Below are 26237 nucleotides of genomic sequence, written 5' to 3' on the forward strand. Positions count from 1 at the left end.
GGCCGGTCGCGCACACTGCTGTGCCGGACTCCGCGGAGGCCACCGGCGGCACGGGCGATCCCGTGAGCACCGCCCCCGCGTACCGGATCGAGGACCTCGCGCACCGCAGTGGCGCCACTGTCCGCACCATCCGCGCCTACCAGGACCGGGGCCTGCTCCCCCGCCCGGAGCGGCGCGGCCGTGCCAACGTCTACTCGGACGCCCATCTCGCCCGCCTCCACCAGATCGCCGATCTCCTCGACCGCGGCTTCACCCTGGCCTCCATCAAGGAGTTGCTGGAGGCCTGGGACGCCGGGCGAGGGCTCGGCGGGGTGCTCGGGCTGGTCGCCGAGGTGGACGGGCCGTGGAGCGACGAGGAGGCGGTGCGGATCTCGCGCGCGGAGCTGGACGAGCGGTTCGGCGGTAGTCCGGACGCCGCGGCGGTCGCCGACGCGGTGGAGCTCGGCGTGCTGGAGCCGGTGCCGGGTGACGAGGACTCCTTTCTCGTACCGAGCCCTCAAGAGCTGGCTGTGGCCGTCGAGTTGCATGCCGCTGGGGTACCGCTGTCCGCGATCGCGGGCCATCTGCGGGAGTTGAGGGGACAGGTCGAGCACATAGCGGCCCGTTTCCTGGAGTTCACCACCGAGTACGTCTTCGCCCGCTACCTCGACGGACCACACCGTCCGACCGACGCGGAAGCGGCCGAAGCGGCTTCTCTCGTACGACGACTTCGGCCGCTCGCGCAGCAGACGGTGGACGCGGAACTCGCCCGCGCGATGCGCCTGTTGGCGGTGCGGCACCTGAGACGGCACCTCGGCACGGACGAGGTCACACCGGAGCGTTCCGCGACGCGAACCGTGGTTCTGCCCGAGGAGACGATGCGGGCTGTAGAAGGGCTGGTTGGCGAGGAGCGGGCGGCGGAGTTCGTGGCGTTGGCGGCTGAACGGGAGGTTCGGGCACGGGGGTTGGACGCACTCACGTCAAGGCGAGTGCCCCCAAGCGATCTTGGCGAAAGGGGCTGACAGGGCGGTGAGTTGTCCACAGAATCGCCAACTAGCCTGTGGATAAGTGAACTTGGTTGTGGATCAAACATCCGAAGCAAAATCATTCGCGTGATTCACGTCTCGCCCGTCACGCTGAAGGGCATGGACGAACGACGCACCGTGAAGGTGTCGAAGTACCTCTCGAAGCACCTGCGCCATCAGCCGGAACGTATCGGGCTCACGCTCGACGAGGGCGGCTGGGTCGAGATCGACACGCTGATCGCGGCGGCGGCAGCGCACGGCTTCCGCTTCACCCGGGAAGAGATGGACCACGTGGTCGCCGCCAACGACAAGAAGCGCTTCGCCGTGGAGGGCACCCGCATCCGCGCCAGCCAGGGACACAGCATCGACGTGGACCTGGGACTGCCCCCGGCGACCCCACCGCCGTACCTCTACCACGGCACCGTGGCCCGCAGCCTGGACGCGATCCGCGCCGAGGGGCTGCGGCCCATGAACCGGCACGCCGTGCACCTCTCGGCGGACCGTGAGACCGCGACCCGGGTGGGCGCCCGGCGTGGCCGCCCCGTCGTGCTCTCGGTGGACGCCGACGCCATGCACCGCGCGGGCCATGTCTTCCACGTCAGCGCGAACGGCGTATGGCTGACCGAGGCGGTACCGCCGCAGTACCTGCGGTTCCCCGAGGCGCACTGACCCCTTCCGGCACGCCCCGCAGGCAGGCCCGGCATGATCGGCGCCATGGACCACCTGCCCACCACCGAGGCCGCCGTCACCGCCCTCCGCGCGCTCGCCGCCGAGTACGCGCTCGCGATCGAGGTGACCCATGACATCGGCGCCGACCAAACCTCGCGCCGCACGGCCGCGGGCGTCGGCGTCACCGCGGACCCCGACGGCTCCCTGCCCCACGAGGCCTACATCGAGCTCGGCGGCCGGCCCCGGGTGGACGTGCGGCTCTATGCCGACGACGACGCGCTGATCACCGTCGACGGCGTCGAGTGCCCCGACGTCGCCCGCGACGACGTGCCCGCGTTCCTGCGCGCCCTCTACGAAGGCCACGCCTGGGTCAAGCGGCGCCGCTTCCCGCCGGGCAACTTCCTGATGGTGCCGCTGCCGGGCGACCGGGTGCACAAGGAGTTCATTCTGGTCGGCCTGAGTCCCTGGCTGAGCGGCCGCGCGCGGTGATCCCAGGGCGGTTGGATCATGACCGTGGGTCACTGTTTCACGTGAAACACGTTCGGCCGCATACGCTCGAACCATGAGCCTGCGTCTGAGCACCGTGATCCTCCCGTACCGCCGCTGGTCCGAGGGGGGTCGTGCCGCATGGGAGCGGGCGGAGCAGCTCGGCTTCCACACCGCGTACACCTACGACCACCTGTCCTGGCGGACCTTCCGCGACGGGCCCTGGTTCGGTGCCGTGCCGACGCTGACCGCCGCCGCGGCCGTCACCGATCGCCTCCGCCTGGGCACGCTGGTGACCTCGCCGAACTTCCGGCACCCGGTGACCCTCGCCAAGGAGCTGATCTCCCTCGACGACATCTCCGGCGGCCGTGTCACGCTCGGCATCGGCGCGGGCGGTACCGGCTTCGACGCCACCGTCCTCGGCCAGGAACCGTGGACGCCGCGCGAGCGTGCCGACCGGCTGGCGGAGTTCGTGCCGCTGCTGGACCGGCTGCTGACGGAGGACTCGGTGTCGTACGAGGGCGACTTCTACTCGGCGCACGAGGCCCGCAACATCCCGGGCTGTGTGCAGCGGCCCCGGCTGCCCTTCGCGGTCGCCGCCACCGGCCCGCGCGGGCTGCGGCTCGCCGCACGGTACGGACAGGCTTGGGTGACCACGGGCGACCCCAAGCTGTACGAGAACGGCACTCCTGAACAGTCGGTTCAAGCCATTCGCGGACAGGTCGACAAGCTGGCCGACGCGTGCGCCGAGATCGGGCGGGACACGAACGAACTCGGCAAGATCCTCCTCACCGGATTCACCCCGGACCGCGGCCGGCCGCTGGAGTCGCTCGACGCGTTCGTGGACTTCGCGGGGCGCCACCGGGAGCTGGGCTTCACCGAGATCGTGATTCACTGGCCCATCCCCGACTCGGACTTCGCCGCCGACGAGAAGGTCTTCGAGCAGATCGCCATGGAGGCCCCGGCGCAGCTGCGCTGAGACCACTGTGGGTGGGGGTGCAGGTGAGAGGCTGTAATCACTCACCTGTGCAGCCTCCCGCCCGACCGTGCAGGCATATGCGGGAGAATGGCCGGGTGACTTCAGCGACTCGACAGCCCGAGACCCCGGCCGCCGCCGTCCCGCCGCGCCTGATAGCCACCGACCTCGACGGCACGCTGCTGCGCGACGACAAGTCCGTCTCGCCCCGCACGGTCGCGGCGCTCGCCGCCGCCGAGGGGGCGGGGATCGAGGTCTTCTTCGTCACCGGCCGCCCCGCTCGCTGGATGAACGTCGTCAGCGACCACGTGCACGGCCATGGCCTCGCCATCTGCGGCAACGGCGCCGCGGTCGTCGACCTGCACGGCGGCCCCGGAGCCCACCGGTTCGTGAAGGTGCGCGAGCTGGCCAGGGAGAACGCGCTGGACGCCGTACGCCTGCTGCGGGACGCGGCGCCCGGCACGGTGTACGCGGTGGAGCAGACGTACGGCTTCCACCAGGAGCCGGATTATCCGAAGCTGCACATGGAGATCCCGGACGAGCTCCAGCCCGCCGAGAAGCTGCTGGCGGCGGACGGGCCCGGCGCCGGTGAGCCGGTCCTGAAGATCCTCGCCTTCCACCCCACGCTCGACCCGGACGCCTTCCTCACCCTGGCCCGTCTCGCCATCGGTGACATCGCCAACGTCACCCGCTCCAGCCCCAGCGCCCTGCTGGAGATCAGCGGCCCGGGTGTCTCCAAGGCCAGCACCCTCGCCCTGTGCTGCGCGGAGCGCGGCATCTCGCACGAGGAGGTCGTCGCCTTCGGGGACATGCCCAACGACGTCGAGATGCTGACCTGGGCGGGCCGGTCGTACGCGATGGGCAACGCGCACCCCGACGTGCTCGCCGCGGCCTCCGGCCGGACGGTCGACAACAACGAGGACGGCGTCGCGGTCGTCATCGAGCAGCTGGTGGCTCAGCGCGAGGGCTTGTCCTAGGGGCTGTCCTAGGGCCGGTTCTAGCCGAGGGGCACACCCCGCGCCGCCAGCCACGGCACCGGATCCACCCCTGAGCCCAGTTCCGGGGTGACCCGCACCTCGAAGTGCAGGTGCGGGCCCGTGGAGTTGCCGGTGGTGCCCGACTGGCCGATCCACTGCCCCGCCGCCACCTGGTCGCCCTGGTCGACGGTGACGGCGGCGAGATGGGCGTACTGCGTGTAGTAGCCGTCCGCGTGCTCGATCACGATCTCGATCCCGAAGGCGCCCCCGCAGGACACCGTCACCACCCGGCCCGCGCCCACCGACCGTACCGGCGTGCCGATCGGCACCGCGAAGTCCTGCCCGGTGTGCCGGTTCGCCCACCGCGAGCCACCGCTGCCGAAGCCCGCGGACAGCTCGTACGTCTCCACCGGCGTGACCCAAGGGCTCGTGACCTGGACCGCCGGCTGATCCAGCCGGACGGCACCGCGGCAGGCCCCCGCCGCGACCGAGGCGTCCGCCTGGCCCTGCAACTGCTGGCGCGCCTCCTCGAGCTTCTGCTCGATCCCCGTCTTCAGACCGGCGAGTTCGACGCTCCGCTTCTCCAGCGACTGCCACGCGGTCGCGGCCTGCGCCTCGTCCGCGGAGAGCTTCGCCTCGGCCCGCCGACTCTTCTCGATGGCGTTGTTCACGGCCAGGTTCGTCTGGGAGAACACCTGCTGACCGCGCATCAGCTGATCAGGACTGTCGGCGAGGATGATCTGCGCGGTCAGCGGGAGGTCGCCGCCGTTGCGGTACTGGGCGCGCGCGATCCGGCCCAGGTCCTCGTGCAGGACCGAGATGTCCCGCCGTTCCCGGTCGAGCAGCGCCTCCAGCCGCTGCGCCTTCGCCCGCTGTGCCTCCGCCTCCAGCCTCCCCGCCTCGTACTGCTGCGTCGCCACCGCCGCGTCCTCGTACAGCCGCGCCACCTGCGCACTGATCCCGGCGTCCGTACCGCCGTCGGCGGGCGCCTTCTTCTCCGCGGCGTCGGTCGGACGGGCCGCCAGGACGGCGAGCGCGCACAACAGGGCCGGGACGAGCAGCGGATGACGGCGGGACAGTCGCATGCCAGCGATCCTGACCCCGGCCCACGCGGGCGGTCCTGTTGGAGTCGTACGGCCGGGGGACAGAGGGCCTCGGACGGGTCAGTCGTACGACTGAACGGCCTCCGTGGAGATGCGGGGTGACGGGCCGTCATGCCTCGCTACTCCAGCGGTGCCTCCCACACCACCGTCGTACCGCCTCCGTTCTCGCCGATGCCCGGGCCGTGCCGGCTGTCGCCGCCGAGGGACTCCGCGCGTCGCTCGAGGTTCTTCAGGCCGCTGCGCCGCCCGCCGTCCGGGATGCCCACGCCGTCGTCCGCGACGGTCAGGCGGACGCCCTTCCGGCCGTCCGGCAGGATCACGTCGGCGTCCACGACGACATCGATCCGGGAGGCCCGGGCGTGCCGGAAGGCGTTGGAGAGTGCCTCGCGCAGGGCCGCGATGAGGTTCTTGCCGGTGAGATCGCCGACCAGGGCGTCCACGGGGCCGACGAAACGGTACGAGGGCTTGAAGCCGAGCGGCACCGCGGCCGTGTCGATCTCCCGCAGCACGCGGGTGCGCAGCCCCGAGGGTGCCTCGGCCGGCCCCTGCTGTAGCGCGAAGATCGCGGTGCGGATCTCCTGGATGGTGACGTCGAGTTCGTCGACGGCATTGCCGACGCCTTCGCGCACCTCCGGCACGACCGATCCGCGCTGCGCGCTCTCCAGCATCATCCCGGTGGCGAACAGCCGCTGGATGACGAGGTCGTGCAGGTCACGGGCGATGCGGTCACGGTCCTCGTAGACGGCGAGCCGCTCCCGGTCGCGCTGCGCGTCGGCCATCATCAGCGCGAGCGCGGCCTGCGAGGCGAACTGGATCGCCAGCGTGCGCTCGGTCTCCGTGAACGGCCGCTCCCCGCGCGCCCGCGGGGTGACCAGGGCGCCCAGGATCCGGCCGTCGCTGTGCAGGGGCACCATCATGGTGGGCCCGTAGCCGTGCGCCAGCGTGGTGATCATGCGGGGGTCGCCGGCCGCGTCCTCCAGGAACACCGGCTGTCCGTCGAGGAGTTCGGCGACGATCCCGCTCTCCGGCGGCACGACCGTGCCCAGCATGGCCGATGGACGGTCCGCGGCCACGGCCGCGATCTCCAAGCCGCCCTCGTCCGCGGGCAGCAGCACGATCCCGGCGGCCGAACCCGACAGCTTGCGGGCCTGCTCGGCGACGACCTGGAGGGCGTCGTCCGCGTCTCCGCCCGACAGCAGGGCGGTGGTGACGGCGACCGACCCGTCGATCCAGTGCTCGCGCTGTTTGGCCGCCTCGTACAGCCGGGCGTTGCCGATCGCGATCCCTGCCTCGGTCGCCAGCACCCGGACCATGGTGAGGTCGTAGTCGTTGAACGGCTGCCCGCCGTGCTTCTCCGTCAGGTACAGGTTCCCGAAGATCTCCCCCTGGACGCGGATCGGGAGGCCGAGGAAGCCGCGCATCGGCGGGTGGTGCTCGGGGAAGCCGCAGGAGCGCGGGTCCGTGGTCAGGTCCGCGAGCCGTACCGGCTCTGGGTCGCGGATGAGGGCACCGAGCAGGCCCCGATGCCCGTCCGGCAGGCGTCCGATACGGCGCGCGGTCGCCTCGTCGACCCCGTGGTAGACGAAGTCCGCCAGTCCCCGCCCGTCCTGGTCGACGACTCCGATGGCCGCGTAGCGGGCGCCCGTCAGCTCCGCCGCGGTCTCGCAGATCCGGTCCAGCGTGGAGTGCAGTTCGAGCCCGCTGCCGACGGACCGCATGGCCTCCAGCAACTGCGGCACCCGCGCGGTCAGCTCGGCCGACGGCGCGGGAGGCAGCGGGCCGGGGCCGGGACGCATGGTGTCGGACATGAGCCGAGCGTAATTAGTCCCATTTGATACAGAAAGTCGGAGACCAGTGGCGGCCTATGCCGTCAGCGCCAGGACCTCGGCATCCGACTCCCGCTCCGCCATCTCCCGCAACGGCCCCTCCTCGGCGGCCAGCTCCGCGTAGGAGCCCCGCTGCACGACCCGCCCCCCGTCGAGCACGACGATCTCGTCCACCGCCTCCAGCCCGGCGAGCCGGTGGGTGATGAGCAACGTCGTCCGGCCCTCGGTGGCGGCCAGCAGGTCGGCGGTGAGCGCGTCGGCGGTGGGCAGGTCGAGATGCTCGGCGGGCTCGTCCAGGACGAGGACGGGGAAGTCGGCGAGCAGCGCCCGGGCCAGCGCCAGCCGCTGCCGCTGGCCCCCGGACAGCCGTGCCCCGTGCTCGCCGACCAGCGTGTCCAGACCGTCGGGCAGGCCGTCGGCCCAGTCGAGCAGCCGGGCCCGCCGCAGGGCGTCACGGAGGTCCGCCTCGGTGGCGTCCTTCTTCGCGAGCAGCAGGTTCTCCCGCAGCGAGCTGTCGAAGAGGTGCGCGTCCTGCGCACACAGCCCGACGAACCGCCGCACGTCGTCCCCGTCCAGGCCGGACGCGTCGACGCCGCCGAGGGTGTACGCACCGGCCTGGGCGTCCAGGAACCGCAGCAGCACCTGCGCGAGGGTCGTCTTGCCGGACCCGGACGGGCCCACGACGGCGATGCGGCGGCCCTCCGTGACGGTCAGGTCGAGATCCACCAGGGCGTCCCGCTCCTGTCCGGCGTACCGGGCGGACAGCCCCTTCACGACGACCGGGAAGGGCGACGCGGGCACCTCGCACGGCTGCTCGGGCTCCCGTACGGGTTCCGGGGCGTCCAGCACCTCGTACACCCGCTCCGCGCTCTTGCGGACCCGCTGGCGGTACTGCACGGCGAGCGGGAGGCCGAGGACGGCCTCGAAGGCGGCCAGCGGGGTGAGGACGACGACGGCCATGGCGACGCCGCCGAGCCGTCCGGCGGCGACCGCCTGGGCGCCCGCGAGCGCGGTGCCGGCGACGGTGAGGCCGGAGACGAGCGCGGTGAGACCGTCACCGAGGGCGGTGGCGCTGGCGCCGCGCGAGGCGATCCGGGTGAGCACTCCGTCGGCCTCGCGCGCCTCGGCGGTACGTGCGGGCAGAGCGCCGGCGACGGCCAGTTCGGCGGTTCCGGTCAGCAGGTCGGTCACCCGCGTCGCCAGCACACCGCGCGCCGGCGCCAGCCGCCGCTCCGCACGCCGGGCCACCGCACCGGTGATCAACGGCACCCCGACGCCGGCCGCCAGCAGCCCCACGGCGAGTGCGGCACCCGCCTCGGGCAGCAGCCAGGCCGTGAAGCCGACGGACGCGGCGGACACGGTCAGCGCCGCGCCCGCGGGCAGCAGCCAGCGCAGCCAGTAGTCCTGGAGGGTGTCGACATCGTCGACCAGCCGCGACAGCAGATCACCGCGGCGGGTCCGCCGCAGCCCGGCGGGCGCGAGCCGCTCCAGGCGCCGGTACACGGCGACCCGGGTGTCGGCCAGCATCCGCAGCACGGCGTCGTGCGACACGAGGCGCTCGGCGTAGCGGAAGACGGCCCGCCCGATCCCGAAGGCGCGGGTCGCCGTGACGGCCACCATCAGATAGAGCACGGGCGGCTGCTGCGAGGCCCGCGAGATCAGCCACCCGGAGGTCGCCATGAGCCCGACGGCACTGCCGAGCGCGAGACTCCCGAGCAACAGGGCGAGCGCGAGCCGGCCGCGCCGGGGGCCGGACATGGCACGGACGCGGGCGAGGACACGGCGGCTTTCCGCTGCGGGTACGGCCATGTCGGCGGCGTCTGTGGCGTCGTCGCTGTCCTCGGTGGGATGCGTCGCCGCCGCGGCCTCACGCCCCCCGGCCTGACCAGAGGACTGAACCGTGCCAGCCTCGGCGGGGGCCACGGTCGCGGGTTCGGCCAACCGCACCACCCGGTCCGCCACCCCCAGCAATGCCGGCCGGTGCACGACGAGGAGCACCGTGCGCCCCACCGCCAGCCTCCGCACCGCCGCCACGACCTCGGCCTCGGTGGCGCCGTCGAGCGCGGCGGTCGGCTCGTCGAGCAGCAGCACGGGCCGGTCCGCGAGGAACGCCCGCGCCAGCGCGAGCCGCTGCCGCTGACCGGCGGACAGCCCGGCCCCGTCCTCCCCGAGCCCGGTCTCGGCACCCTGCGGCAGCGCGTCGACGAACTCCAGGGCCCCCGCGTCCGCGAGCGCGTGTCGTACGGCGGCGTCGTCCGCGTCGGGCCGTGCCAGCCGGACGTTCTCCGCGATCGTCCCGGCGAACAGCTGCGGCCGCTGCGGCACCCACGCGACCTGCGACCGCCACTGGTCGAGGTCGGCGTCGGCGAGATCGACTCCCCCGACCAGCACCCGCCCTTCCGCAGGCCGCACGAACCCCAGCAACACATTCAGCAGCGTGGACTTGCCCGCCCCGCTCGGTCCGACGAGCGCGACCGTCTCCCCGGGCTCGACGGCGAAGGACACGTCCTGGACGGCGTCACCGGAGCGCCCCGGGTAACGAACGGTGACGCCCTCGAAGGTCAGCGCACCGCCCGGCACGGCAGCCGTCCCCGCCGCCGGCACAGGCGTCTCCAGCACCTCGAAGATCTCCTCGGCGGCGGCCAGCCCCTCCGCCGCCGCGTGGTACTGCGCCCCGACCTGCCGCAGCGGCAGATACGCCTCGGGGGCCAGGATGAGGATGACCAGGCCGTCGTAGAGGTCCATCTCACCGTGCACCAGCCGCATGCCGATCGTGACGGCGACGAGGGCCACCGAGATCGTGGCGAGCAGTTCCAGCGCGAAGGAGGAGATGAAGGCGATCCGCAGCGTCCGCATGGTCGCCTGGCGGTACTCGCCGGTGATGCGCTTGATCGACTCGGCCTGCGCCTTGGCCCGGCCGAACACCTTCAGGGTCGGCAGACCGGCGACGACATCGAGGAAGTGCCCGGACAGCCGGGACAGCAACTGCCACTGACGGTCCATCTGCGACTGGGTGGCCCAGCCGATCAGCATCATGAAGACCGGGATGAGCGGGAGAGTGCCCACGATGATCGCCGCCGAGACCCAGTCCTCCGTGACCACCCGCGCCAGCACCGCCACCGGCACGACCACCGCCAGCCCCAACTGCGGGAGATAGCGCGAGAAGTAGTCGTCCAGGGCGTCGACACCCCGCGTGGCGAGGGCGACCAGCGAACCGGTCCGCTGCCCGCTGAGCCACCCCGGCCCGAGCGCCCCGGCCCGCTCCAGCAACCGCCCCCGCAGTTCGGACTTCACCGCCGCACTCGCCCGATGGGCGGCGAGCTCGGTGAGCCAGGACACCAGGGCGCGACCACCGGCCACCGCCACCAACAGCAGCAGGGGAGTACGGAGTTCAGCGGCCGACATCCCGTGCTGGAAGGCGCCCACCACCACCTCGGCGATGAGCATCGCCTGGGCGATGACCAGGGCCGCTCCGACGACGCCCAGACCGACGACGGCCGCCATGAAGAGGCGAGTGGCGCGGGCGTAGCGGAGCAGACGCGGATCGATTGGTTTCACGTGAAACACACCTCAATGCGTGGCTTCGGCGATGTGCTGCGTTCCGATGCGCTTGCGGAACACCCAGTAGGTCCAGCTCTGGTAGAGCAGGACGACCGGCGTGGCGATCGCCGCACACCAGGTCATGATCTTCAGGGTGTAGGGGCTCGACGAGGCGTTGGTGACCGTCAGGCTCCAGTCATCGTGGAGTGAGGACGGCATGACGTTCGGGAAGAGCGACAGGAAGAGCATCGCCACGGCGGCCACGATGGTGACGCCGGACAGCGCGAACGACCAGCCCTCACGCCCGGCCTGAATGGCGATCAGGGCGGCGATCAGGGCGGCGACGGCCACGACCAGGGCGACCAGGCTCTTGCCGTCACCGCTGTCGACCTGCGTCCACAGCAGGAAGATCGCCGCGAACACGGCCGTGACGAGCCCGACCTGGAGCGCCAGCTTTCGCGCCCGCTCCCGGATGTCCCCGACGGTCTTGAGCGCCGTGAACACCGACCCGTGGAAGGTGAACAGCGTGAGCGTCACCAGGCCGCCGAGGAGGGCGTACGGGTTGAGCAGGTCCCAGAAGGTGCCGACGTATTCGAAGTTCTTGTCGATCTTCACGCCCCGCACGATGTTGCCGAAGGCGACGCCCCACAGGAACGCGGGGATGAGGGAGGTCCAGAAGATCGCGGTCTCCCAGTTGCGCTGCCAGTTCTCCTCGGGCCGCTTCGCCCGGTACTCGAAGGCGACCCCGCGGACGATCAGGCAGACCAGGATGATCAGCAGCGGCAGATAGAAGCCGGAGAAGAGCGTGGCGTACCACTCGGGGAAGGCGGCGAAGGTCGCGCCGCCCGCGCTGAGGAGCCACACCTCGTTGCCGTCCCAGACGGGGCCGATCGTGTTGATCAGCACCCGCTTCTCGGGCCGGTTGCGGGCCAGCAGCTTGGTGAGGATGCCGACCCCGAAGTCGAAGCCCTCCAGGAAGAAGTAGCCGGTCCACAGGACGGCGATGAGCACGAACCAGACGTCGTGAAGTTCCATGACTCGCTCTCCCTCGGCCTAGTACGAGAAGGCCATCGGCTTGTCGGCGTCACGGGTGTCGCCGCCGATCTTCGTGGGCGGGTTGAGGTCGGCCTCGGTGAGCTCGGGCGGGCCGGCCTTGACGTACTTCACGAGCAGCTTGACCTCGACGACGGCCAGGATGGCGTACAGCGTGGTGAAGACGATCATCGAGGTGAGGACCTCGCCCTGGGAGACACCGGGGGAGACCGCGTGGCGGGTCTGCAGGACGCCGTAGACGACCCACGGCTGGCGGCCCATCTCGGTGAAGATCCAGCCCCAGGAGTTGGCGATCAGCGGGAAGCCCATGGTCAGGGCGGCGATGCGCCAGTACCACTTGGTGAGCGTCGGGCCGAGGGCCTTCTTGCCGCGGGGCAGCAGCACGAGATGCGGCACCTCGTCGTCGGCCACCCGCAGGTGCTGCGGCAGCAGGAACTTCTTGCGGGTCAGCCAGAGTCCGAGCAGGCCGATCGCGAAGGACGTCATACCGAAGCCGATCATCCACCGGAAACCCCAGTAGGCGACGGGGATGTTGGGCCGGTAGTCGCCCGGTCCGAACTTCTCCTGCTCGGACTTGTTGACGTCGTTGATGCCCGGGACGTACGAGTTGAAGTCGTCGTTGGCCAGGAAGGACAGCAGTCCCGGAATCTCTATGGCGACCTTGTTGTGGCCGGCGTCGACGTCGCCGTAGGCGAAGACCGAGAAGGGCGCCGGCTTCTCGCCGTCCCACAGGGCCTCGGCGGCGGCCATCTTCATCGGCTGCTGCTCGAACATGATCTTGCCGAGGGTGTCGCCGCTGATCGCGGTGAGCAGACCGCCGACGATGACGGTGACCAGGCCGAGCCGCAGCGAGGTCTTCATGTCGCTGATGTGCTTCTTGCGCAGCAGGTGGAAGGAGGAGATGCCGACCATGAAGGCGCCACCGGTCAGGAACGCGGCGGACAGGGTGTGGAAGGCCTGGGCGAGCGCGGTGTTCTGGGTCAGGACGTGCCAGAAGTCGGTGAGTTCGGCCCTCCCCTTCGCCTTGTTGATCCTGTAGCCGACGGGGTGCTGCATCCACGAGTTGGCCGCGAGGATGAAGTACGCCGACAGGATCGTGCCGATCGAGACCATCCAGATGCAGGCCAGGTGGATCTTCTTCGGCAGCTTGTCCCAGCCGAAGATCCACAGCCCGATGAACGTCGACTCGAAGAAGAAGGCGATCAGGGCCTCGAAGGCGAGCGGGGCACCGAAGATGTCGCCGACGAAGCGCGAGTAGTCGGACCAGTTCATGCCGAACTGGAACTCCTGCACGATGCCGGTGACCACACCCATCGCGATGTTGATCAGGAAGAGCTTGCCCCAGAACTTCGTCGCTCTGAGGTACTTCTCCTTCTCCGTGCGCACCCAGGCGGTCTGCAGGCCGGCCGTGAGGGCCGCGAGCGAGATCGTCAGGGGGACGAACAGGAAGTGGTAGACGGTGGTGATGCCGAACTGCCAGCGCGCCAGTGTCTCCGGCGCCAGAGCCAGGTCCACGTCGTCAGTCTCCTTACGTCGCCGTGATACAGCGGCAGTTTGCCCCTTATGTCTCACACATCACTGGAGCAACCGGGACACGCTTGTGAACGCGTTCACATTCACAAGCAATTATGACGCACTGATTTTCGACGCCGGAAGGGGGGTCCCGCTTGGGCCGAGCGGCACCCCGGACAAGGGGCGTGCGGCACCTCTTGGCCGAGCCCGTGCCTGCGCTTTGCCGCCTCGACGACGGACCGGGCCGCCTCGCGACGGTGCGCGACGGCGACCCGGTCCGGGTGAAGCTGGTCGAGAATCCCGGTGGAGCTGATCGCGAACTAGAGCTCCTTACGGAACCCCTCCGCCACCTTCAGGAAGATGTCGTTCGCCTCGGCCTCCCCGACCGTCACCCGCACACCCTCGCCGGGGAACGGCCGGACCACCACGCCGTGCCGCTCGCACGCCGCCGCGAAGTCGACTGTGCGCTCCCCCAGCCGCAGCCACACGAAGTTGGCCTGGGTCTCGGGCACCGTCCAGCCCTGAGCGCGCAGCCCCTCGACCACGCGGTTGCGCTCACACACCAGGGAGCCCACCCGGCCGAGCAGTTCGTCCTCCGCACGCAGCGACGCGATCGCCGCTTCCTGCGCGAGCTGGCTGACGCCGAAGGGCACCGCGGTCTTGCGCAGCGCCGCCGCCACCGGCTCATGGGCGATGGCGAACCCGACGCGGAGGCCGGCGAGACCGTACGCCTTGGAGAAGGTCCGCAGGACGCAGACGTTCGGCCGGTCGCGGTAGAGCTCCACCCCGTCCGGCACCTCGTTGTCGCGGATGAACTCGCGGTACGCCTCGTCGAGGACGACGAGCACATCGCTCGGCACACGGTCGAGGAACCGCTCCAGCTCCGCCCGGCGCACGACCGTGCCCGTCGGGTTGTTGGGGTTGCAGACGAAGATCAGCCGCGTCCGGTCGGTGATGGCCGCGGCCATCGCGTCCAGGTCGTGCACATCACCGGGCGTCAGGGGCACCTTCACCGAGGTCGCGCCGCTGATCTGCGTGATGATCGGGTACGCCTCGAAGGACCGCCAGGCGTAGATGACCTCGTCGCCGGGCCCCGAGGTCGCCTGGATCAGCTGCTGGGCGACGCCGACCGAACCCGTGCCGGTGGCCAGGTGCGCGAGCGGGACGCCGAAGCGCTCGGACAGCTCGTTCATCAGGCCGGTGCAGGCCATGTCCGGGTAGCGGTTGAAGGACGAGGCCGCCGCCGTGACGCTCTCCATCACACCCGGGAGGGGTGGATAGGGGTTCTCGTTGGAGGAGAGCTTGTAGGCGGCCGGGCCGTCGGCCGCGGCGGGCTTGCCCGGCTTGTAGGTGGGGATACCCTCCAGCTCGGCGCGCAGCTTGGGGCTCGTCTCGCTCACCGCAGTCCTCCTCGCGACCGCCGGCGGCCCCGTCGCCACCGCCGGCTTCCAATACTCCACACCTTATGAGGATTCGGCCCCGGTGCGTACAGGTGAGGCGCAGGAGATCGCACACCCCACCAGCCTCACAGGCATCAGGGGCATCACGGCCCGAAGGCAGACGAATCGCAGGGCGCTCTCACATATATCTATGCGCCGGTGGTGCGCGCCGTGGCGCGCATCCCTCGTGAAGGTGAGTTGAGACCTCTTCGAAACATCGAGGACTTGGCAGGCTCATGCGTGCCGACAAGTCACGTAGTGGCATTGAATCGCTCAACTCCCTTCTTTTCGAAGGGAATTGGCGGGTTGTGACCATGCAGAAACGTGCCTGTCAACGCGTGCATATGCGTCCGCACTACCCCACCGCATGAGCCCTACTATCGGCTCGCCATGACAGCAGCAGGGAAGCACCAGGTGAGCCGCGCGGAAACCTCACGTCGAGGCAGCCGGCCGGGCCGGGCGGGCATCAGAGATGTGGCCGCCGCCGCCGGAGTCTCCATCACGACCGTCTCCGATGCCCTCAACGGCAAGGGCCGGCTCCCGGACGCCACCCGACGCCATGTCCGAGAAGTCGCCGACCGACTGGGGTATCGCCCCTCGGCAGCGGCCCGAACCCTCCGTACCGGCAAGTCGGGACTCATCGGCCTGACCGTGACGACGTACGGGGATGAACCTTTCACCTTCACCGAGTTCGCGTACTTCGCCGAGATGGCCCGGGCCGCCACCTCGGCCGCGCTCGCCCGCGGCTACGCCCTCGTCATCCTCCCGGCCACCTCGCGCCACGACGTGTGGTCGAACGTCGCCCTGGACGGCACGGTCGTCATCGATCCGTCCGACCAGGACCCGGTCGTCAGCGAACTGGTCCGGCAAGGACTGCCGGTGGTCTCCGACGGCCGCCCGGCCGGCGAGCTGCCGGTGACCGCGTGGGTCGACAACGACCACGAGGCCGCCGTGCTCGGCATCCTCGACCACCTGGCCGACGCCGGCGCCCGCCGCATCGGGCTACTGACGGGGACGTCGACGGACACGTACACCCATCTGTCGACGACGGCGTACCTGCGCTGGTGCGAACGCGTCGGCCAGGACCCGGTGTACGAGGCCTATCCGGCGCACGACCCGTGCGCCGGCGCCGTAGCCGCCGACCGGCTGCTGGCCCGGCCCGACCGGCCCGACGCCGTCTACGGGCTGTTCGACCCCAACGGCACCGACCTGCTGGCCGCCGCACGCCGCTACGGACTGCGCGTACCGGAGGACCTGCTTCTGGTCTGCTGCAGCGAATCCACCGTGTACGCCAGCACCGAGCCGCCCATCACCACGCTCTCGCTGAAGCCCCGGCGCATCGGCACGGCGGTCGTCCAGCTCCTCATCGACGCCATCGAGGGCGTCGAATCGGACCAGCCGGTCGAGCAGGTGATACCGACCGAACTGATCGTGCGCACCTCGTCCCAGCGCCGCCCGCCGCGGACGACCGTCAGCCCGCCCCGGTCACCGGAGGAGAAGTAGAGCGCGGACGTCAACGTCGTACGGCCGTCACCGGGGCGTCAGCAGGAGGCCGAAGCCCGGCCCAATCGGGGCGAAAGCCGCGGTGAACTGGACTCTTGCGCCGATTCACCACCCCTGGGTCATCACATGGCGCGATCCGCATTCCTATGATGGGCCCACGACACCGCGGGCCGCTGCGACCAGGCAGTCCGAAGCGGTGCAGATGCGGCGCGATGGTGGAGGGGTCTGATGACTCAGGGGGCCGGTCAGGGACCCGAGGCGGAGCGGACGGCGACGTTGCGCGACTTCCGGGTGCCCGCGTACGTCCACGAGACCGGTCCCTACGGCCACAGCACGCACCCCGGCGACGTCGCGCCGCCCCACGAGGAGGCGTACCCCGAGGCCTACCCGGAGGGGTACACCCCCACGGAGCGGAACCTTCCGGTCGTCAACCGCGGTGACACGCTCCAGGTGACCGTCGACCCGGCCGTGGTCCCGCAGCCCGTGGACGGGCCGGGCGCCCTGTTCGTCGTAGGAGATGTGCACGGCTATCTCGACGAGCTGGTGGCGGCCCTCCAGGAGAAGGGCCTCATCGACTCCGCGGGCAACTGGTGCGCCGGCACCGCCCGGCTGTGGTTCCTCGGCGACTTCACCGACCGCGGCCCGGACGGCATCGGCGTCATCGACCTCGTGATGCGGCTGTCCGCCGAGGCCGCCGCGGCCGGCGGCTACTGCAAGGCCCTCATGGGCAACCACGAGCTGCTGCTGCTCGGCGCGAAGCGGTTCGGCGACACCCCCGTCAACTCCGGCGCGGGCACCGCCACCTTCCAGGCGGCCTGGCTGCTCAACGGCGGGCAGAAGACCGACATGGACCGCCTCCAGGACCACCACCTGCAGTGGATGGCCCGCCTCGACGCCATGGAGGCCGTCGACGGTCATCTGCTCGTCCACTCGGACACCACCGCCTACCTCGACTACGGCGACTCGATCGAGGCGGTCAACGACACGGTCCGCGAGACCCTCACGCGCAACGACGCGGACGAGGTCTGGGACCTGTTCCGCAAGTTCACCAAGCGCTTCTCCTTCCGCGACGAGGGCGGCGCCGACCATGTGCGCTCCCTGCTCGATACGTACGGCGGCACCCGGATCGTTCACGGGCACAGCCCGATTCCCTACCTCCTGGGCGAAGTCGGCTCCGAGGACGGCGAGGACGAGAGGGGCCCCGTGGTCGAGGGACCGCACGTCTACGCCGACGGGCTGGCCATCGCGATGGACGGCGGCGTGACCATGGCCGGAAAGCTGCTGGTCCAGCAACTTCCGCTGGATATCTGAAGATTCACCGGGCAGACGATCCCCCATGCCGAACCGATCGGAGACGGCGCAGGCCAGGGGCCAATTTCTGGAAACCCCCTGTCACCCTGTGCGGTGACCGCTCTACCATCGGCTTATCCGTAGCAGGCTCCCCTCCGTTTCTGCCCGACGGCTCACAGTCATGCGAGCCCCAAGCCCTACGGAGCATCGGGGGATGCACATGAACAGCGTTCCGCAGCACCTGCTGAGCGAGGACCGCCAGGAATACGAGCGGATCCTCGATGAGGCGCTGCGCTCCGCCCCACACCGCCCGGAACTGGCCGCTGTGGGACAGCGGCTCAATCCCGAACAGCTGCGCACCATGGCGCTGAACGCCACCGCGATCATCACGGCGGCCGCGGCGACCGAGTACCAGCACTACGTGAAGGTCCGCGAGGAACTGCGCCAGCCGGCGCCGTCCACCCCGACGTCCGTGCGCGAGACCGGCTCCGCGGAGTCCGGTTCGAGCGCGGCGGGGCTCGCCGCCACCATGGGAGAGGTCGCCGAGACCGCCGGCGCGGGCGCCGTCGCCGTCGTCGCGGTGCTGGCTCCCGTCCTCGCCGGAACCGCCGCGGCGATATTCCTGCTGGTCGGCTACATCCTGAAGATGCTCGATCCCAAACAGGCGTTCGCCAAGACGATGCTGACCACGGGCTGGGTCTTCGGTGCGATGACCGCGGTGGCGATCCTGGTCGCCGCGGTGGGGCTGCTGCTCACCGCTCTGCGCAACCGCCCCTCGCTCGTCGACACCGGGCCGTACGCCGAGCTGACCGGGGAGGTCGCCCGCGCCAGGGAAGCCTGGCACGACGCCCTGCTGGAGCGGGGCGTCCTGCCCTTCCTGCGGGACGCCCTGGCCGACCCCGGCACCGCGGCCGCCCTGCACCGCACGCCACCGCAGACGCCCAGCCGCATGCCCCACCTCGGCTACGGCCGTCCGGGCTTCAGCAGCCCGGACGACGGCACCACGGGCTCCCGCCCCAGCTTCACCAGCCCGGACTACACCAGCCCGGACTTCGGCGGCCCCGAACACCAGCCGGAGTAACCCCCGGCTTGCGCCCCTCGCCGCGGCCGTCCGCCTTCGGGGAGCGCAAGCCGGATGCCCGGCCGGCGGCATGGACAGGGGTTCCACCTGTCCCCGCCGCCTGTCGCCCGTCGCCCGGTGCTCAGTCCGCGATCGGCAGATACACCCGGTTCCCCGCCGCCGCGAACTCCTTCGACTTCTGCGCCATCCCTTCTTCGATCTCCCCCTGGCTGCTGCCGTGTTGGCGGCGGATGTCCTGGGAGATCTTCATGGACGACAACGGCAACCAGGAGTCCCGGCGATCGGTTCAGAACGTCGCCCACTCCGAGGTCGGGAGACGGTGATAGACGTCGTCGATCCATTCAGACGCGAGGAAGACCGGCCGGGTAAGGACGACATCTCCGACTCTCTGGACACACATCACGAGGCCGAGCGTCAGTGAGCCGGGATCGGCCCCCGGCATGTAGAAGAGTTCGGAGTAGGGCTCTCTCGTCTCGGCACGATCGATGAGCCACTGCTCCATCTTCGAGGGCACACGCCCCACCAGAGCCGTACCGTCGGACAGCACCTGAGGCCCAAGGCGCGCGTCCACCGATGCGCCGGCCAATCGCATCTCGTCCGCGTAGTAGACCGTCAGGCCCACGTCTCTGAAGCTCTCCTGACGAGTCACGGTGTCACCCCACGGAATGCTGGTGGAGTAGTCCGCCGTGCCCTGGCCAAGGACAGCGGCCACTTCGGTGGGATTCATCCCGAACCTCAAAGGTCCGATGCCCACGAACGGTTCCAGCTCCCATCGCAACCGTTCGCCGTCAGGCTTCACATCCCATATGCCCATGCCCGCAGCTCACCTGTTCGTACCGACACCGTCAAGCAGGCAGCCTACGGTGGCCGCTTGATCGAGCTGCTCAACCAAGCGCCGCCCCGTGAAGGCCGGATTCTCCGGGACGGCGCCTGTAATTGCGTCGGTCAGTCCGCGATCGGCAGATACACCCGGTTCCCCGCCGCCGCGAACTCCTTCGACTTCTGCGCCATCCCTTCTTCGATCTCCCCCTGGCTGCCGCCGTGTTGGCGGCGGATGTCCTGGGAGATCTTCATGGAGCAGAACTTCGGACCGCACATCGAGCAGAAGTGGGCCGTCTTGGCCGGCTCCGCCGGGAGGGTCTCGTCGTGGAACTCGCGGGCCGTGTCGGGGTCGAGGGCCAGGTTGAACTGGTCCTCCCAGCGGAACTCGAAGCGGGCGTCCGACAGGGCGTCGTCCCACTCCTGTGCGCCAGGGTGTCCCTTGGCGAGGTCCGCCGCATGGGCCGCGATCTTGTAGGTGATGACGCCGGTCTTCACGTCGTCACGGTTGGGCAGGCCCAAGTGCTCCTTGGGCGTGACGTAGCAGAGCATCGCCGTGCCCCACCACGCGATCATCGCGGCGCCTATGCCCGACGTGATGTGGTCGTACCCCGGGGCGACGTCCGTGGTCAGCGGGCCGAGCGTGTAGAACGGAGCCTCCTCGCAGATCTCCTGCTGAAGGTCGATGTTCTCCTTGATCTTGTGCATCGGGACATGCCCCGGGCCCTCGATCATGGTCTGAACGTTGAAACGCTTGGCGATCGTGTTGAGTTCCCCGAGCGTCCTCAACTCCGCGAACTGTGCCTCGTCGTTGGCGTCCGCGATCGAGCCGGGCCGCAGGCCGTCGCCGAGCGAGTACGTGACGTCGTAGGCGGCGAGGATCTCGCAGAGTTCCTCGAAGTTCTCGTAGAGGAAGCTCTCCTTGTGGTGCGCCAGGCACCACGCCGCCATGATCGAGCCGCCGCGCGAGACGATGCCCGTCTTACGGTTCGCGGTCAGCGGGACGTACGGCAGGCGGACGCCCGCGTGGACTGTCATGTAGTCCACGCCCTGCTCGGCCTGCTCGATGACCGTGTCCTTGTAGATCTCCCAGGTCAGCTCCTCGGCCTTGCCGTCGACCTTCTCCAGCGCCTGATAGAGCGGCACCGTGCCGATGGGGACGGGGGAGTTGCGCAGCACCCACTCGCGGGTGGTGTGGATGTTGCGGCCGGTGGACAGGTCCATGACCGTGTCGGCGCCCCAACGGGTCGCCCAGGTCATCTTCTCGACCTCCTCCTCGATGGAGGAGGTGACCGCGGAGTTGCCGATGTTGGCGTTGACCTTCACCAGGAACCGCTTGCCGATGATCATCGGCTCGATCTCCGGGTGGTTGACGTTGGCCGGGAGCACCGCGCGCCCCGCCGCGATCTCGTCCCGGACGACCTCGGGCGCCACGTTCTCCCGGATGGCCACGTACTCCATCTCGGGCGTGATCTCGCCGCGGCGCGCATACGCCAGCTGCGTCACCGCCCCGCCGTCACGGCTCCGGCGCGGCAGCCGGGGCCGCCCGGGGAAGACCGCGTCGAGATTGCGCAGGTTGCCGCCCCGCGGCGAGGTGTGCTTGATGCCGTCGTCCTCGGGACGGACGGGACGACCCGCGTACTCCTCGGTGTCGCCGCGGGCGATGATCCAGTTCTCCCGCAGCGGGGCCAGGCCCCGGCGGACATCCGTATCGACCAGGGGATCGGTGTACGGGCCGGATGTGTCGTACAGCGTGACCGACTGCCCGTTGGTGAGGTGCACCTGACGGACCGGCACGCGAAGGTCGGGGCGCGAGCCCTCGACGTACCCCTTGTGCCAGCCGATGGACTTCCCGCTCTCCGTGGACTTCTCGCCCTGGATGGGCTGTTCGTCCTGGCTGGAGGCAGGCGTGCGTGCGTCCTTGATGGTCATGAGACCTACTCCCTACGCCGGCATTACCCGGTAACAGGTTCGGCGGTCGACGCAGCGGTTTCCGTCTGCCGATGTTTCGTGGGGAACGTCACTCACTGGTGACGACGTTCCACGTGAAACATCGCTGGGACGGAGGTCAGCGCCCTCTCAGCCCGGTGCTCCGAGCTCCCGCGTGTACAAAGGTGGCTCCACGCTAGCGTCAATTCGGGCGCGGTGAACAGAGGGCCCCTGCCGTTCTTGCGATGATCGGTCGGTGACCACGACACCGCAGCCCCCGTACCCGCCCGAGCCACCCCGTGGCCCCGGCCGCAGAGGCGGCGCTCAGCCCGGGCCGGATGACTGGAACGGGTCTGCGGCGGGCGGTTGGAACGGGCCTAGGTCGGATGAACGGCAGGGGCCTGGGGCGGGCGGCTGGAACGGGCCTGGGTCCGGCGACTGGAAGGGACCCGGTTCCGGTCCCGGCAGAGGATCCGAGCACGAGCCCCGGCCCGGTCCCGGTCCCAGCAGAGGATCCGAGCACGGCCCCCGACCCGGCGGCCGGGTCGAACGCGGGCCGACAAGCGGTGGCGGTCACCACCACGGTCACGACGTCGGCCACAACTCTGCCGGCGCCTCTGGCACCCCCGGTCACAGCCATGAGCACGCCCACGACACCGGTGGCGGGCACGGCACCTTCCCGAGAGAAGGCAGCGGCGGCGGCACAGGAGGTGGCGGTGGGCACGGTCACTCGCACGGCCACAGTCACAGCCACGGCCCCGCAGCCCCCGTCTCCAAGCACCTGCGCAAGGTCATCGCGGCGATCCTCATCCCGTTCGGCGCCGCCGTTCTGGTGGGCCTCGTGGTGCTGTGGCCCGGCGGCGCTCCCGCGCACGAGCGCACCGGCGTCGGCTTCGACCGGCAGACCCAGCAGGCCACCGTCACCAAGGTCGACGAGGTGAGCTGCAAGTCCGTCAACGCCTCGGGCGAGGCACCCACCGGCGACACCTCCACCGCCGAGGGCTCCTCCGCCCAGCAAGAAGCCGGCGGCACCTGCAAAAAGGCCACCATCCGCGTCGACACCGGCAAGGACAAGGGCCGTACCTTCACGGAGATCGTGCAGCCGGACCAGTCGCGGCAGCTGCACGAGGGCCAGAAGGTCGTGGTCGCCTACGAGCCCTCCGCCCCGAAGGACCTGCAGTACTCGGTCACCGACGTGAACCGCCGGTTCCCCATGGCCCTGCTCGCCGGCATCTTCGCCCTGGCCGTCGTGGTCGTGGGGCGGTTGCGCGGTGTCATGGCGCTGGTCGCGCTGGCGATCAGCTTCATGATCCTGAACTTCTTCATCCTGCCCGCGATCCTCCAGGGCTCGAACCCGCTGGTCGTGGCCGTGATCGGGGCGAGCGCCATCATGCTGATCGCGCTGTATCTGTGTCACGGGCTGTCGGCGAGAACCTCCGTCGCGGTGCTCGGCACGCTGATCTCGCTGCTTCTGATCGGCATCCTCGGCTCGCTGTTCATCGGCTGGGCGGCGCTCACCGGCAACACCGACGACAACACCGGTCTGATCCACGGCCTGTTTCCGTCGATCGACATGAGCGGTCTGCTGCTCGCCGGCGTCATCATCGGCTCGCTCGGTGTCCTCGACGACGTGACGGTGACGCAGACCTCGGCGGTCTGGGAACTGCACGAGGCCAACCCCTCGATGGGCTGGCGCGGCCTGTACCGCGCGGGCATCCGCATCGGCCGCGACCACATCGCCTCGGTCGTCAACACGCTCGTCCTCGCCTATGCGGGCGCTGCGTTGCCCCTGTTGCTGCTCTTCTCGATCGCGCAGAGCAGCGTGGGGACGGTCGCCAACAGCGAGTTGGTCGCGGAGGAGATCGTGCGGACGCTGGTCGGTTCGATCGGCCTGGTGGCGTCGGTACCGGTCACGACGGTCCTCGCCGCGCTGGTGGTGTCGGCCGACCGGGCTGGCTCCGGCACGATCCCGGCGGGCGGCGAGCCGACTCCGGCGGGCACGCAAGCACACACACAGGCTGGGGCGTACGGCTCACAGGGCGCCCAGACTCCGCAGCCTGCCGCCGCACGAGGTGGCCGCGGGCGTCGCCGCAAGCACTGAGGCCGGGCCGGCCGGAACCGGCCACGCCCCAGTCGGCCAGAACATCCAGAATGACGCCCAGAACGCCGCCCCTCCCCCAGAAAAAGCGTTCCTGCACTCCTCCACACCGGCGCTGAAGCGTTCCGCCTCCCTACCGGTGTAACGCTTCAGCCCGCGCTCTGCTCCTCCGCCAGAATGCGGTCCAGCGCCTCGTCGAGATGGGCGTCGAAGTCCGCGAGCGCCCCTTCCTGTCCCAGCGGCACCAGCTTGTCGGTGCGGTCGAGGAAGGCGATCAGCGGCGCCGTCGACGAACGGAACAGCGCCTGGTCGGCGCCGACCTGAAGCCGGATCAGCACCTCACCGAGCGTCTCGTGCTCCGCCGGCGCGATGCGCACATCACCGTCGCCGCTCGGCCGCCCCACGCCGTCGATCAGCAACTCACGCCCGAAAGCCCAGGTCACGGGGGCGTCCCCGGGCAGGTGGAAGGTCAGTCGCACCGCGTAGGGATCACAGGTCTCGTAGCGCAGCTCCACCGGGATACGGAACGAGAGCTCCTCGGACACGAGAAAGCTCATCATGACCTCTGCCTGTACGCACTCGTCCATCGCCTACCCCGTCATCTGCCGTCGACTGGCCGGGAATGATCCCTCTGACTCTGAAGAATCTTGCTGAACGTATACGAGAGATCACAAGGAGTGAGTTTTCAGATACTGATAGAGATCGCGAGCGACCCCAGAAGCTGTCCGATCTCGCTCTGTAGCTGCCGTGTGGCATCCATCAGACGATCCGCCTGATGGGAGGGGAGAGAAATGGCCATGGTCGCGGCGGTCGGTCCGATCGTGATCGGGATCGCCGCGCACACCGTGCCGAGCGCGTACTCCTGGTGTTCGAAGACCGGTTCCATCCGCCCCACCCGCTCCAGGCGCCGGAGCAGGGTGTGGTTGTCGTGCACGGTGTACGGGGTGATCGCCTGCACCGGATAGCGCTCGAGGTGGTCGCGGCGGGCGCTCTCGTCCAGTTGGGACAGCAGACACTGGCCGATGGCGTGCGCATGCCCCGTCTCGCGGAAGTCGGCCCACTCCTCCACCGCGGGGTTGCCCGGGGTGTCGGAGACGCACATGACCTCGATCTCGCCCTCGCGGTACATCGCGTAGTACACGGGTACGCCGATCACATCCCGCCAGTGGGCCAGCGCCTCGACGACCGTGCTGCGACGTTTCTGCTTGGCTCCGCTGCTGCTGAGCCGCTCGGCCGCCTCGCCGAGGAAGAACAGACCCTTGTCCCGGCGCAGATAGCCCTCGTGCACGAGGGTCCGCAGCAGGTGATAGGCGGTCGGCAGGGCCAGGCCGGTCTCCCGGGCCAATTGCTTGGCGGGGGCGCCGTGTTCATGCCCGGCGACGGACTCCAGCAGGCGCATCGCGCGCTGGACGGAGCCGATGAGGGTCGTGGAGGGGGTCTGGTCCTGGTGGTCGGCATGGTCCGGCCGCTCCGGGCGCTGCGACCGTTCGGCAGGCGTCGCCGGGTGCCGCCCTACGGGGGTTGCCGGTCGTGGTGGAGGCGCGGCCTGTACTGGTACGTGGAGTTCTGCCGGTGCGGTGTCAACCGTGGCCAAGGGTCACTCCCGAAGCGCGAGGGGGCTGCCCGTGCGGGGGACACGGGAGGGGGTGTGCGCCGCTCGCGGGGGATCGTCCCCGCGTCGAATTCCGGACTTTAACCGCCCGCCACCGCTCACAGACGGTCTGTGCCGGAAACTTCCCTCGCGCGAGGGAACCGGTGATTCCTGTTACCGATCACCGATGCCCGTCGCCACCGCCCCTTGCCCACCTCACCAGTCGCTGCGCGACGAGGAGCTCGTCGTGAACTTCCGTACGACGTAGATGAGCCCGCCGACCAGGGCCACGAAGACGAGTGCCTTGAACAGCAGCCAGACGACGAAGTGCAGGACGCTGGCTATCAGCCCGCCGAACACGACCAGGGCGATGACGGGCACCGCGATCCACTTCACCCACCACGGCAGTCCCGCGAAGATCTCACGCATCGCCCCAACCTCTCTCGTCCCCGGCATCTCTTGTCGCCGGATCCTTCCGATGTCCTGCTTCGATGCTAGGGCGGGCGGGGGCCCGAACGGGGGCCTCGCACCCCTCGTCGTCCCCTGATCGATCCCCTAGGGAACCCCGAGACGGGGCCTCAGCTCTCCGGGGGAGAGAAGACCACCAGAACCCGCAGATCCTCGCTGATGTGGTGGAACTTGTGGGCGACACCGGCGGGCACGTACACGACGCTGCCCCGGGCCACCTGGGTCGTCTCCAGACCCACCGTGATCGCGGCACGTCCGCTCACAACGAAGTAGACCTCGTCCTGGTTGTGCGGCTTCTGTGGATCATGCTCACCGGCGTCGAGCGCGTACAGGCCGACGGACATGTTCCGTTCCCGCAGAAACTGCAGGTAGGCGCCGTCGTTGGCGGCGCGCTCCGCCTCCAGTTCGTCCAGCCGGAATGCCTTCATCGCCGTTGTCCGCCCTCGTCACACTGCTGGTAACCGATCTCTTCTGCCACGATCAGACACATGAAGAATTTCGTAGTCAAGACGATCGCCAACGCGGGTGCCCTGGCGGTCGCCGTATGGCTGCTCGACAAGATCACTCTGACCGGTGACAGCACGGGCAAGAAGATCGGCACCCTGATCCTGGTCGCGCTGATCTTCGGCGTGGTGAACTTCCTGGTCAAGCCGATCGTGAAGCTGCTCAGCCTCCCGCTGCTCATCCTCACGCTCGGTCTGTTCACCCTGGTCGTCAACGCGCTGATGCTGCTGCTGACGTCGTGGCTGGCCGACAAGCTCGACCTGAGCTTCCACGTCGACGGCTTCTGGACCGCCGTCCTCGGTGGCCTGATCATCTCGATCGTGTCCTGGGCGCTCAACGTCATCCTCCCCGACGGGGACTGAGCCCGGG

The 26237-nt window shown here is 69.9% G+C and carries 22 protein-coding genes and 1 pseudogene; 10 read left to right on the top strand and 13 right to left on the bottom strand.

The window, feature by feature from the left end; all coding sequences use genetic code 11:
* Positions 1-62 precede the first annotated feature (62 nt).
* The 5 genes from CRP56_RS20905 to CRP56_RS20925 all read left to right on the top strand — a co-directional run bounded on the left by CRP56_RS20905 (position 63) and on the right by CRP56_RS20925 (position 4112).
* On the top strand, positions 63-1001 hold the full coding sequence (locus CRP56_RS20905) for a MerR family transcriptional regulator (protein WP_097274303.1): 939 nt from the start codon (positions 63-65) through the stop codon (positions 999-1001).
* A 123-nt stretch (positions 1002-1124) separates the two neighbouring features.
* Positions 1125-1673, top strand: a complete 549-nt coding sequence (locus tag CRP56_RS20910) for an RNA 2'-phosphotransferase (RefSeq protein ID WP_097274305.1) — start codon at positions 1125-1127, stop codon at positions 1671-1673.
* A gap of 45 nt (positions 1674-1718) precedes the next feature.
* Positions 1719-2162 carry a hypothetical protein gene (locus CRP56_RS20915; RefSeq protein ID WP_097274307.1) on the top strand — a complete coding sequence of 148 codons (444 nt, stop codon included), beginning with the start codon at positions 1719-1721 and terminating at the stop codon, positions 2160-2162.
* 73 nt (positions 2163-2235) lie between these two features.
* A complete protein-coding gene (locus tag CRP56_RS20920) occupies positions 2236-3138 on the top strand; it encodes an LLM class flavin-dependent oxidoreductase (protein WP_097266160.1) in 903 nt (300 codons plus the stop codon).
* Positions 3139-3215: 77 nt separating this feature from the next.
* A complete protein-coding gene (locus tag CRP56_RS20925; protein ID WP_179851078.1) occupies positions 3216-4112 on the top strand; it encodes an HAD-IIB family hydrolase in 897 nt (298 codons plus the stop codon).
* Between the two features lie 20 nt (positions 4113-4132).
* Here CRP56_RS20925 and CRP56_RS20930 read toward each other — a convergent pair whose 3' ends face one another.
* From CRP56_RS20930 to hisC, 6 genes are all read right to left on the bottom strand, one after another.
* Complete coding sequence (locus CRP56_RS20930; RefSeq protein ID WP_097266164.1) at positions 4133-5197, bottom strand: M23 family metallopeptidase; 1065 nt, start codon at positions 5195-5197, stop codon at positions 4133-4135.
* A 137-nt stretch (positions 5198-5334) separates the two neighbouring features.
* On the bottom strand, positions 5335-7011 hold the full coding sequence (locus CRP56_RS20935) for a sensor histidine kinase (protein ID WP_373559760.1): 1677 nt from the start codon (positions 7009-7011) through the stop codon (positions 5335-5337).
* 66 nt (positions 7012-7077) lie between these two features.
* The gene (gene cydD / locus CRP56_RS20940; RefSeq protein WP_097266168.1) at positions 7078-10599 is read right to left on the bottom strand and encodes a thiol reductant ABC exporter subunit CydD; all 3522 of its coding nucleotides are present in this window, start codon (positions 10597-10599) and stop codon (positions 7078-7080) included.
* Between the two features lie 12 nt (positions 10600-10611).
* On the bottom strand, positions 10612-11616 hold the full coding sequence (gene cydB / locus CRP56_RS20945) for a cytochrome d ubiquinol oxidase subunit II (RefSeq protein WP_097266170.1): 1005 nt from the start codon (positions 11614-11616) through the stop codon (positions 10612-10614).
* An 18-nt stretch (positions 11617-11634) separates the two neighbouring features.
* Positions 11635-13149, bottom strand: a complete 1515-nt coding sequence (locus tag CRP56_RS20950) for a cytochrome ubiquinol oxidase subunit I (protein ID WP_097266172.1) — start codon at positions 13147-13149, stop codon at positions 11635-11637.
* A gap of 317 nt (positions 13150-13466) precedes the next feature.
* Positions 13467-14546, bottom strand: coding sequence for a histidinol-phosphate transaminase (hisC, locus tag CRP56_RS20955; protein WP_097266174.1), 1080 nt, complete (start codon positions 14544-14546; stop codon positions 13467-13469).
* A gap of 429 nt (positions 14547-14975) precedes the next feature.
* On the opposite strand from hisC, the gene CRP56_RS20960 reads away from it, so the two are divergent.
* The 3 genes from CRP56_RS20960 (at position 14976) to CRP56_RS20970 (ending at position 18459) form a co-directional block, all read left to right on the top strand.
* Positions 14976-16088, top strand: coding sequence for a LacI family DNA-binding transcriptional regulator (locus tag CRP56_RS20960; protein ID WP_079083271.1), 1113 nt, complete (start codon positions 14976-14978; stop codon positions 16086-16088).
* A 228-nt stretch (positions 16089-16316) separates the two neighbouring features.
* The gene (locus CRP56_RS20965) at positions 16317-17399 is read left to right on the top strand and encodes a metallophosphoesterase (protein ID WP_097266176.1); all 1083 of its coding nucleotides are present in this window, start codon (positions 16317-16319) and stop codon (positions 17397-17399) included.
* A 193-nt stretch (positions 17400-17592) separates the two neighbouring features.
* Positions 17593-18459, top strand: coding sequence for a hypothetical protein (locus CRP56_RS20970; protein ID WP_097266178.1), 867 nt, complete (start codon positions 17593-17595; stop codon positions 18457-18459).
* A 121-nt stretch (positions 18460-18580) separates the two neighbouring features.
* Here CRP56_RS20970 and CRP56_RS20975 read toward each other — a convergent pair.
* The 3 genes and pseudogenes from CRP56_RS20975 to thiC all read right to left on the bottom strand — a co-directional run.
* Positions 18581-18712: pseudogene (locus tag CRP56_RS20975) on the bottom strand (thiamine biosynthesis protein ThiC); the annotation flags it as partial.
* Between the two features lie 33 nt (positions 18713-18745).
* Positions 18746-19273, bottom strand: coding sequence for a hypothetical protein (locus CRP56_RS20980; protein WP_097266182.1), 528 nt, complete (start codon positions 19271-19273; stop codon positions 18746-18748).
* 131 nt (positions 19274-19404) lie between these two features.
* Positions 19405-21210, bottom strand: a complete 1806-nt coding sequence (gene thiC, locus CRP56_RS20985; protein WP_097266184.1) for a phosphomethylpyrimidine synthase ThiC — start codon at positions 21208-21210, stop codon at positions 19405-19407.
* Positions 21211-21463: 253 nt separating this feature from the next.
* Between thiC and CRP56_RS20990 the strand changes: the two genes are divergently transcribed.
* Positions 21464-23308 carry a YibE/F family protein gene (locus CRP56_RS20990; protein ID WP_097266186.1) on the top strand — a complete coding sequence of 615 codons (1845 nt, stop codon included), beginning with the start codon at positions 21464-21466 and terminating at the stop codon, positions 23306-23308.
* A gap of 146 nt (positions 23309-23454) precedes the next feature.
* Here CRP56_RS20990 and CRP56_RS20995 read toward each other — a convergent pair whose 3' ends face one another.
* The 4 genes from CRP56_RS20995 to CRP56_RS21010 all read right to left on the bottom strand — a co-directional run bounded on the left by CRP56_RS20995 (position 23455) and on the right by CRP56_RS21010 (position 25792).
* Positions 23455-23892 (bottom strand): SsgA family sporulation/cell division regulator, encoded by a 438-nt coding sequence (locus CRP56_RS20995; RefSeq protein WP_097266188.1) that lies wholly within the window; start codon positions 23890-23892, stop codon positions 23455-23457.
* 98 nt (positions 23893-23990) lie between these two features.
* Complete coding sequence (locus CRP56_RS21000) at positions 23991-24899, bottom strand: IclR family transcriptional regulator (protein ID WP_373559657.1); 909 nt, start codon at positions 24897-24899, stop codon at positions 23991-23993.
* 213 nt (positions 24900-25112) lie between these two features.
* The gene (locus CRP56_RS21005) at positions 25113-25325 is read right to left on the bottom strand and encodes a DUF5326 family protein (protein WP_097266192.1); all 213 of its coding nucleotides are present in this window, start codon (positions 25323-25325) and stop codon (positions 25113-25115) included.
* 149 nt (positions 25326-25474) lie between these two features.
* Entirely contained in the window at positions 25475-25792 is a 318-nt protein-coding gene (locus CRP56_RS21010; protein WP_097266194.1) for a cupin domain-containing protein, read from the bottom strand.
* 60 nt (positions 25793-25852) lie between these two features.
* On the opposite strand from CRP56_RS21010, the gene CRP56_RS21015 reads away from it, so the two are divergent.
* Positions 25853-26230, top strand: a complete 378-nt coding sequence (locus CRP56_RS21015) for a phage holin family protein (protein WP_097266196.1) — start codon at positions 25853-25855, stop codon at positions 26228-26230.
* The last annotated feature ends 7 nt before the right edge of the window (positions 26231-26237 follow it).

This window comes from Streptomyces sp. TLI_55 (assembly GCF_900206255.1).
Classification (GTDB): domain Bacteria; phylum Actinomycetota; class Actinomycetes; order Streptomycetales; family Streptomycetaceae; genus Streptomyces; species Streptomyces aquilus.

Excerpts from the sequence above, each read along its gene's own strand:
- CRP56_RS20980 (WP_097266182.1), bottom strand. The coding sequence starts at position 19,273 with ATGGGCATATGGGATGTGAAGCCTGACGGCGAACGGTTGCGATGGGAG.
- CRP56_RS21005 (WP_097266192.1), bottom strand. The coding sequence starts at position 25,325 with ATGCGTGAGATCTTCGCGGGACTGCCGTGGTGGGTGAAGTGGATCGCG.
- CRP56_RS20965 (WP_097266176.1), top strand. The coding sequence starts at position 16,317 with ATGACTCAGGGGGCCGGTCAGGGACCCGAGGCGGAGCGGACGGCGACG.
- CRP56_RS20925 (WP_179851078.1), top strand. The coding sequence starts at position 3,216 with ATGCGGGAGAATGGCCGGGTGACTTCAGCGACTCGACAGCCCGAGACC.
- thiC (WP_097266184.1), bottom strand. The coding sequence starts at position 21,210 with ATGACCATCAAGGACGCACGCACGCCTGCCTCCAGCCAGGACGAACAG.
- CRP56_RS20970 (WP_097266178.1), top strand. The coding sequence starts at position 17,593 with ATGCACATGAACAGCGTTCCGCAGCACCTGCTGAGCGAGGACCGCCAG.
- CRP56_RS20995 (WP_097266188.1), bottom strand. The coding sequence starts at position 23,892 with ATGGACGAGTGCGTACAGGCAGAGGTCATGATGAGCTTTCTCGTGTCC.
- CRP56_RS20960 (WP_079083271.1), top strand. The coding sequence starts at position 14,976 with ATGACAGCAGCAGGGAAGCACCAGGTGAGCCGCGCGGAAACCTCACGT.
- CRP56_RS21015 (WP_097266196.1), top strand. The coding sequence starts at position 25,853 with ATGAAGAATTTCGTAGTCAAGACGATCGCCAACGCGGGTGCCCTGGCG.
- CRP56_RS20915 (WP_097274307.1), top strand. The coding sequence starts at position 1,719 with ATGGACCACCTGCCCACCACCGAGGCCGCCGTCACCGCCCTCCGCGCG.
- CRP56_RS20910 (WP_097274305.1), top strand. The coding sequence starts at position 1,125 with ATGGACGAACGACGCACCGTGAAGGTGTCGAAGTACCTCTCGAAGCAC.
- CRP56_RS20930 (WP_097266164.1), bottom strand. The coding sequence starts at position 5,197 with ATGCGACTGTCCCGCCGTCATCCGCTGCTCGTCCCGGCCCTGTTGTGC.
- cydB (WP_097266170.1), bottom strand. The coding sequence starts at position 11,616 with ATGGAACTTCACGACGTCTGGTTCGTGCTCATCGCCGTCCTGTGGACC.
- CRP56_RS20935 (WP_373559760.1), bottom strand. The coding sequence starts at position 7,011 with ATGCGTCCCGGCCCCGGCCCGCTGCCTCCCGCGCCGTCGGCCGAGCTG.
- CRP56_RS20920 (WP_097266160.1), top strand. The coding sequence starts at position 2,236 with ATGAGCCTGCGTCTGAGCACCGTGATCCTCCCGTACCGCCGCTGGTCC.
- CRP56_RS21010 (WP_097266194.1), bottom strand. The coding sequence starts at position 25,792 with ATGAAGGCATTCCGGCTGGACGAACTGGAGGCGGAGCGCGCCGCCAAC.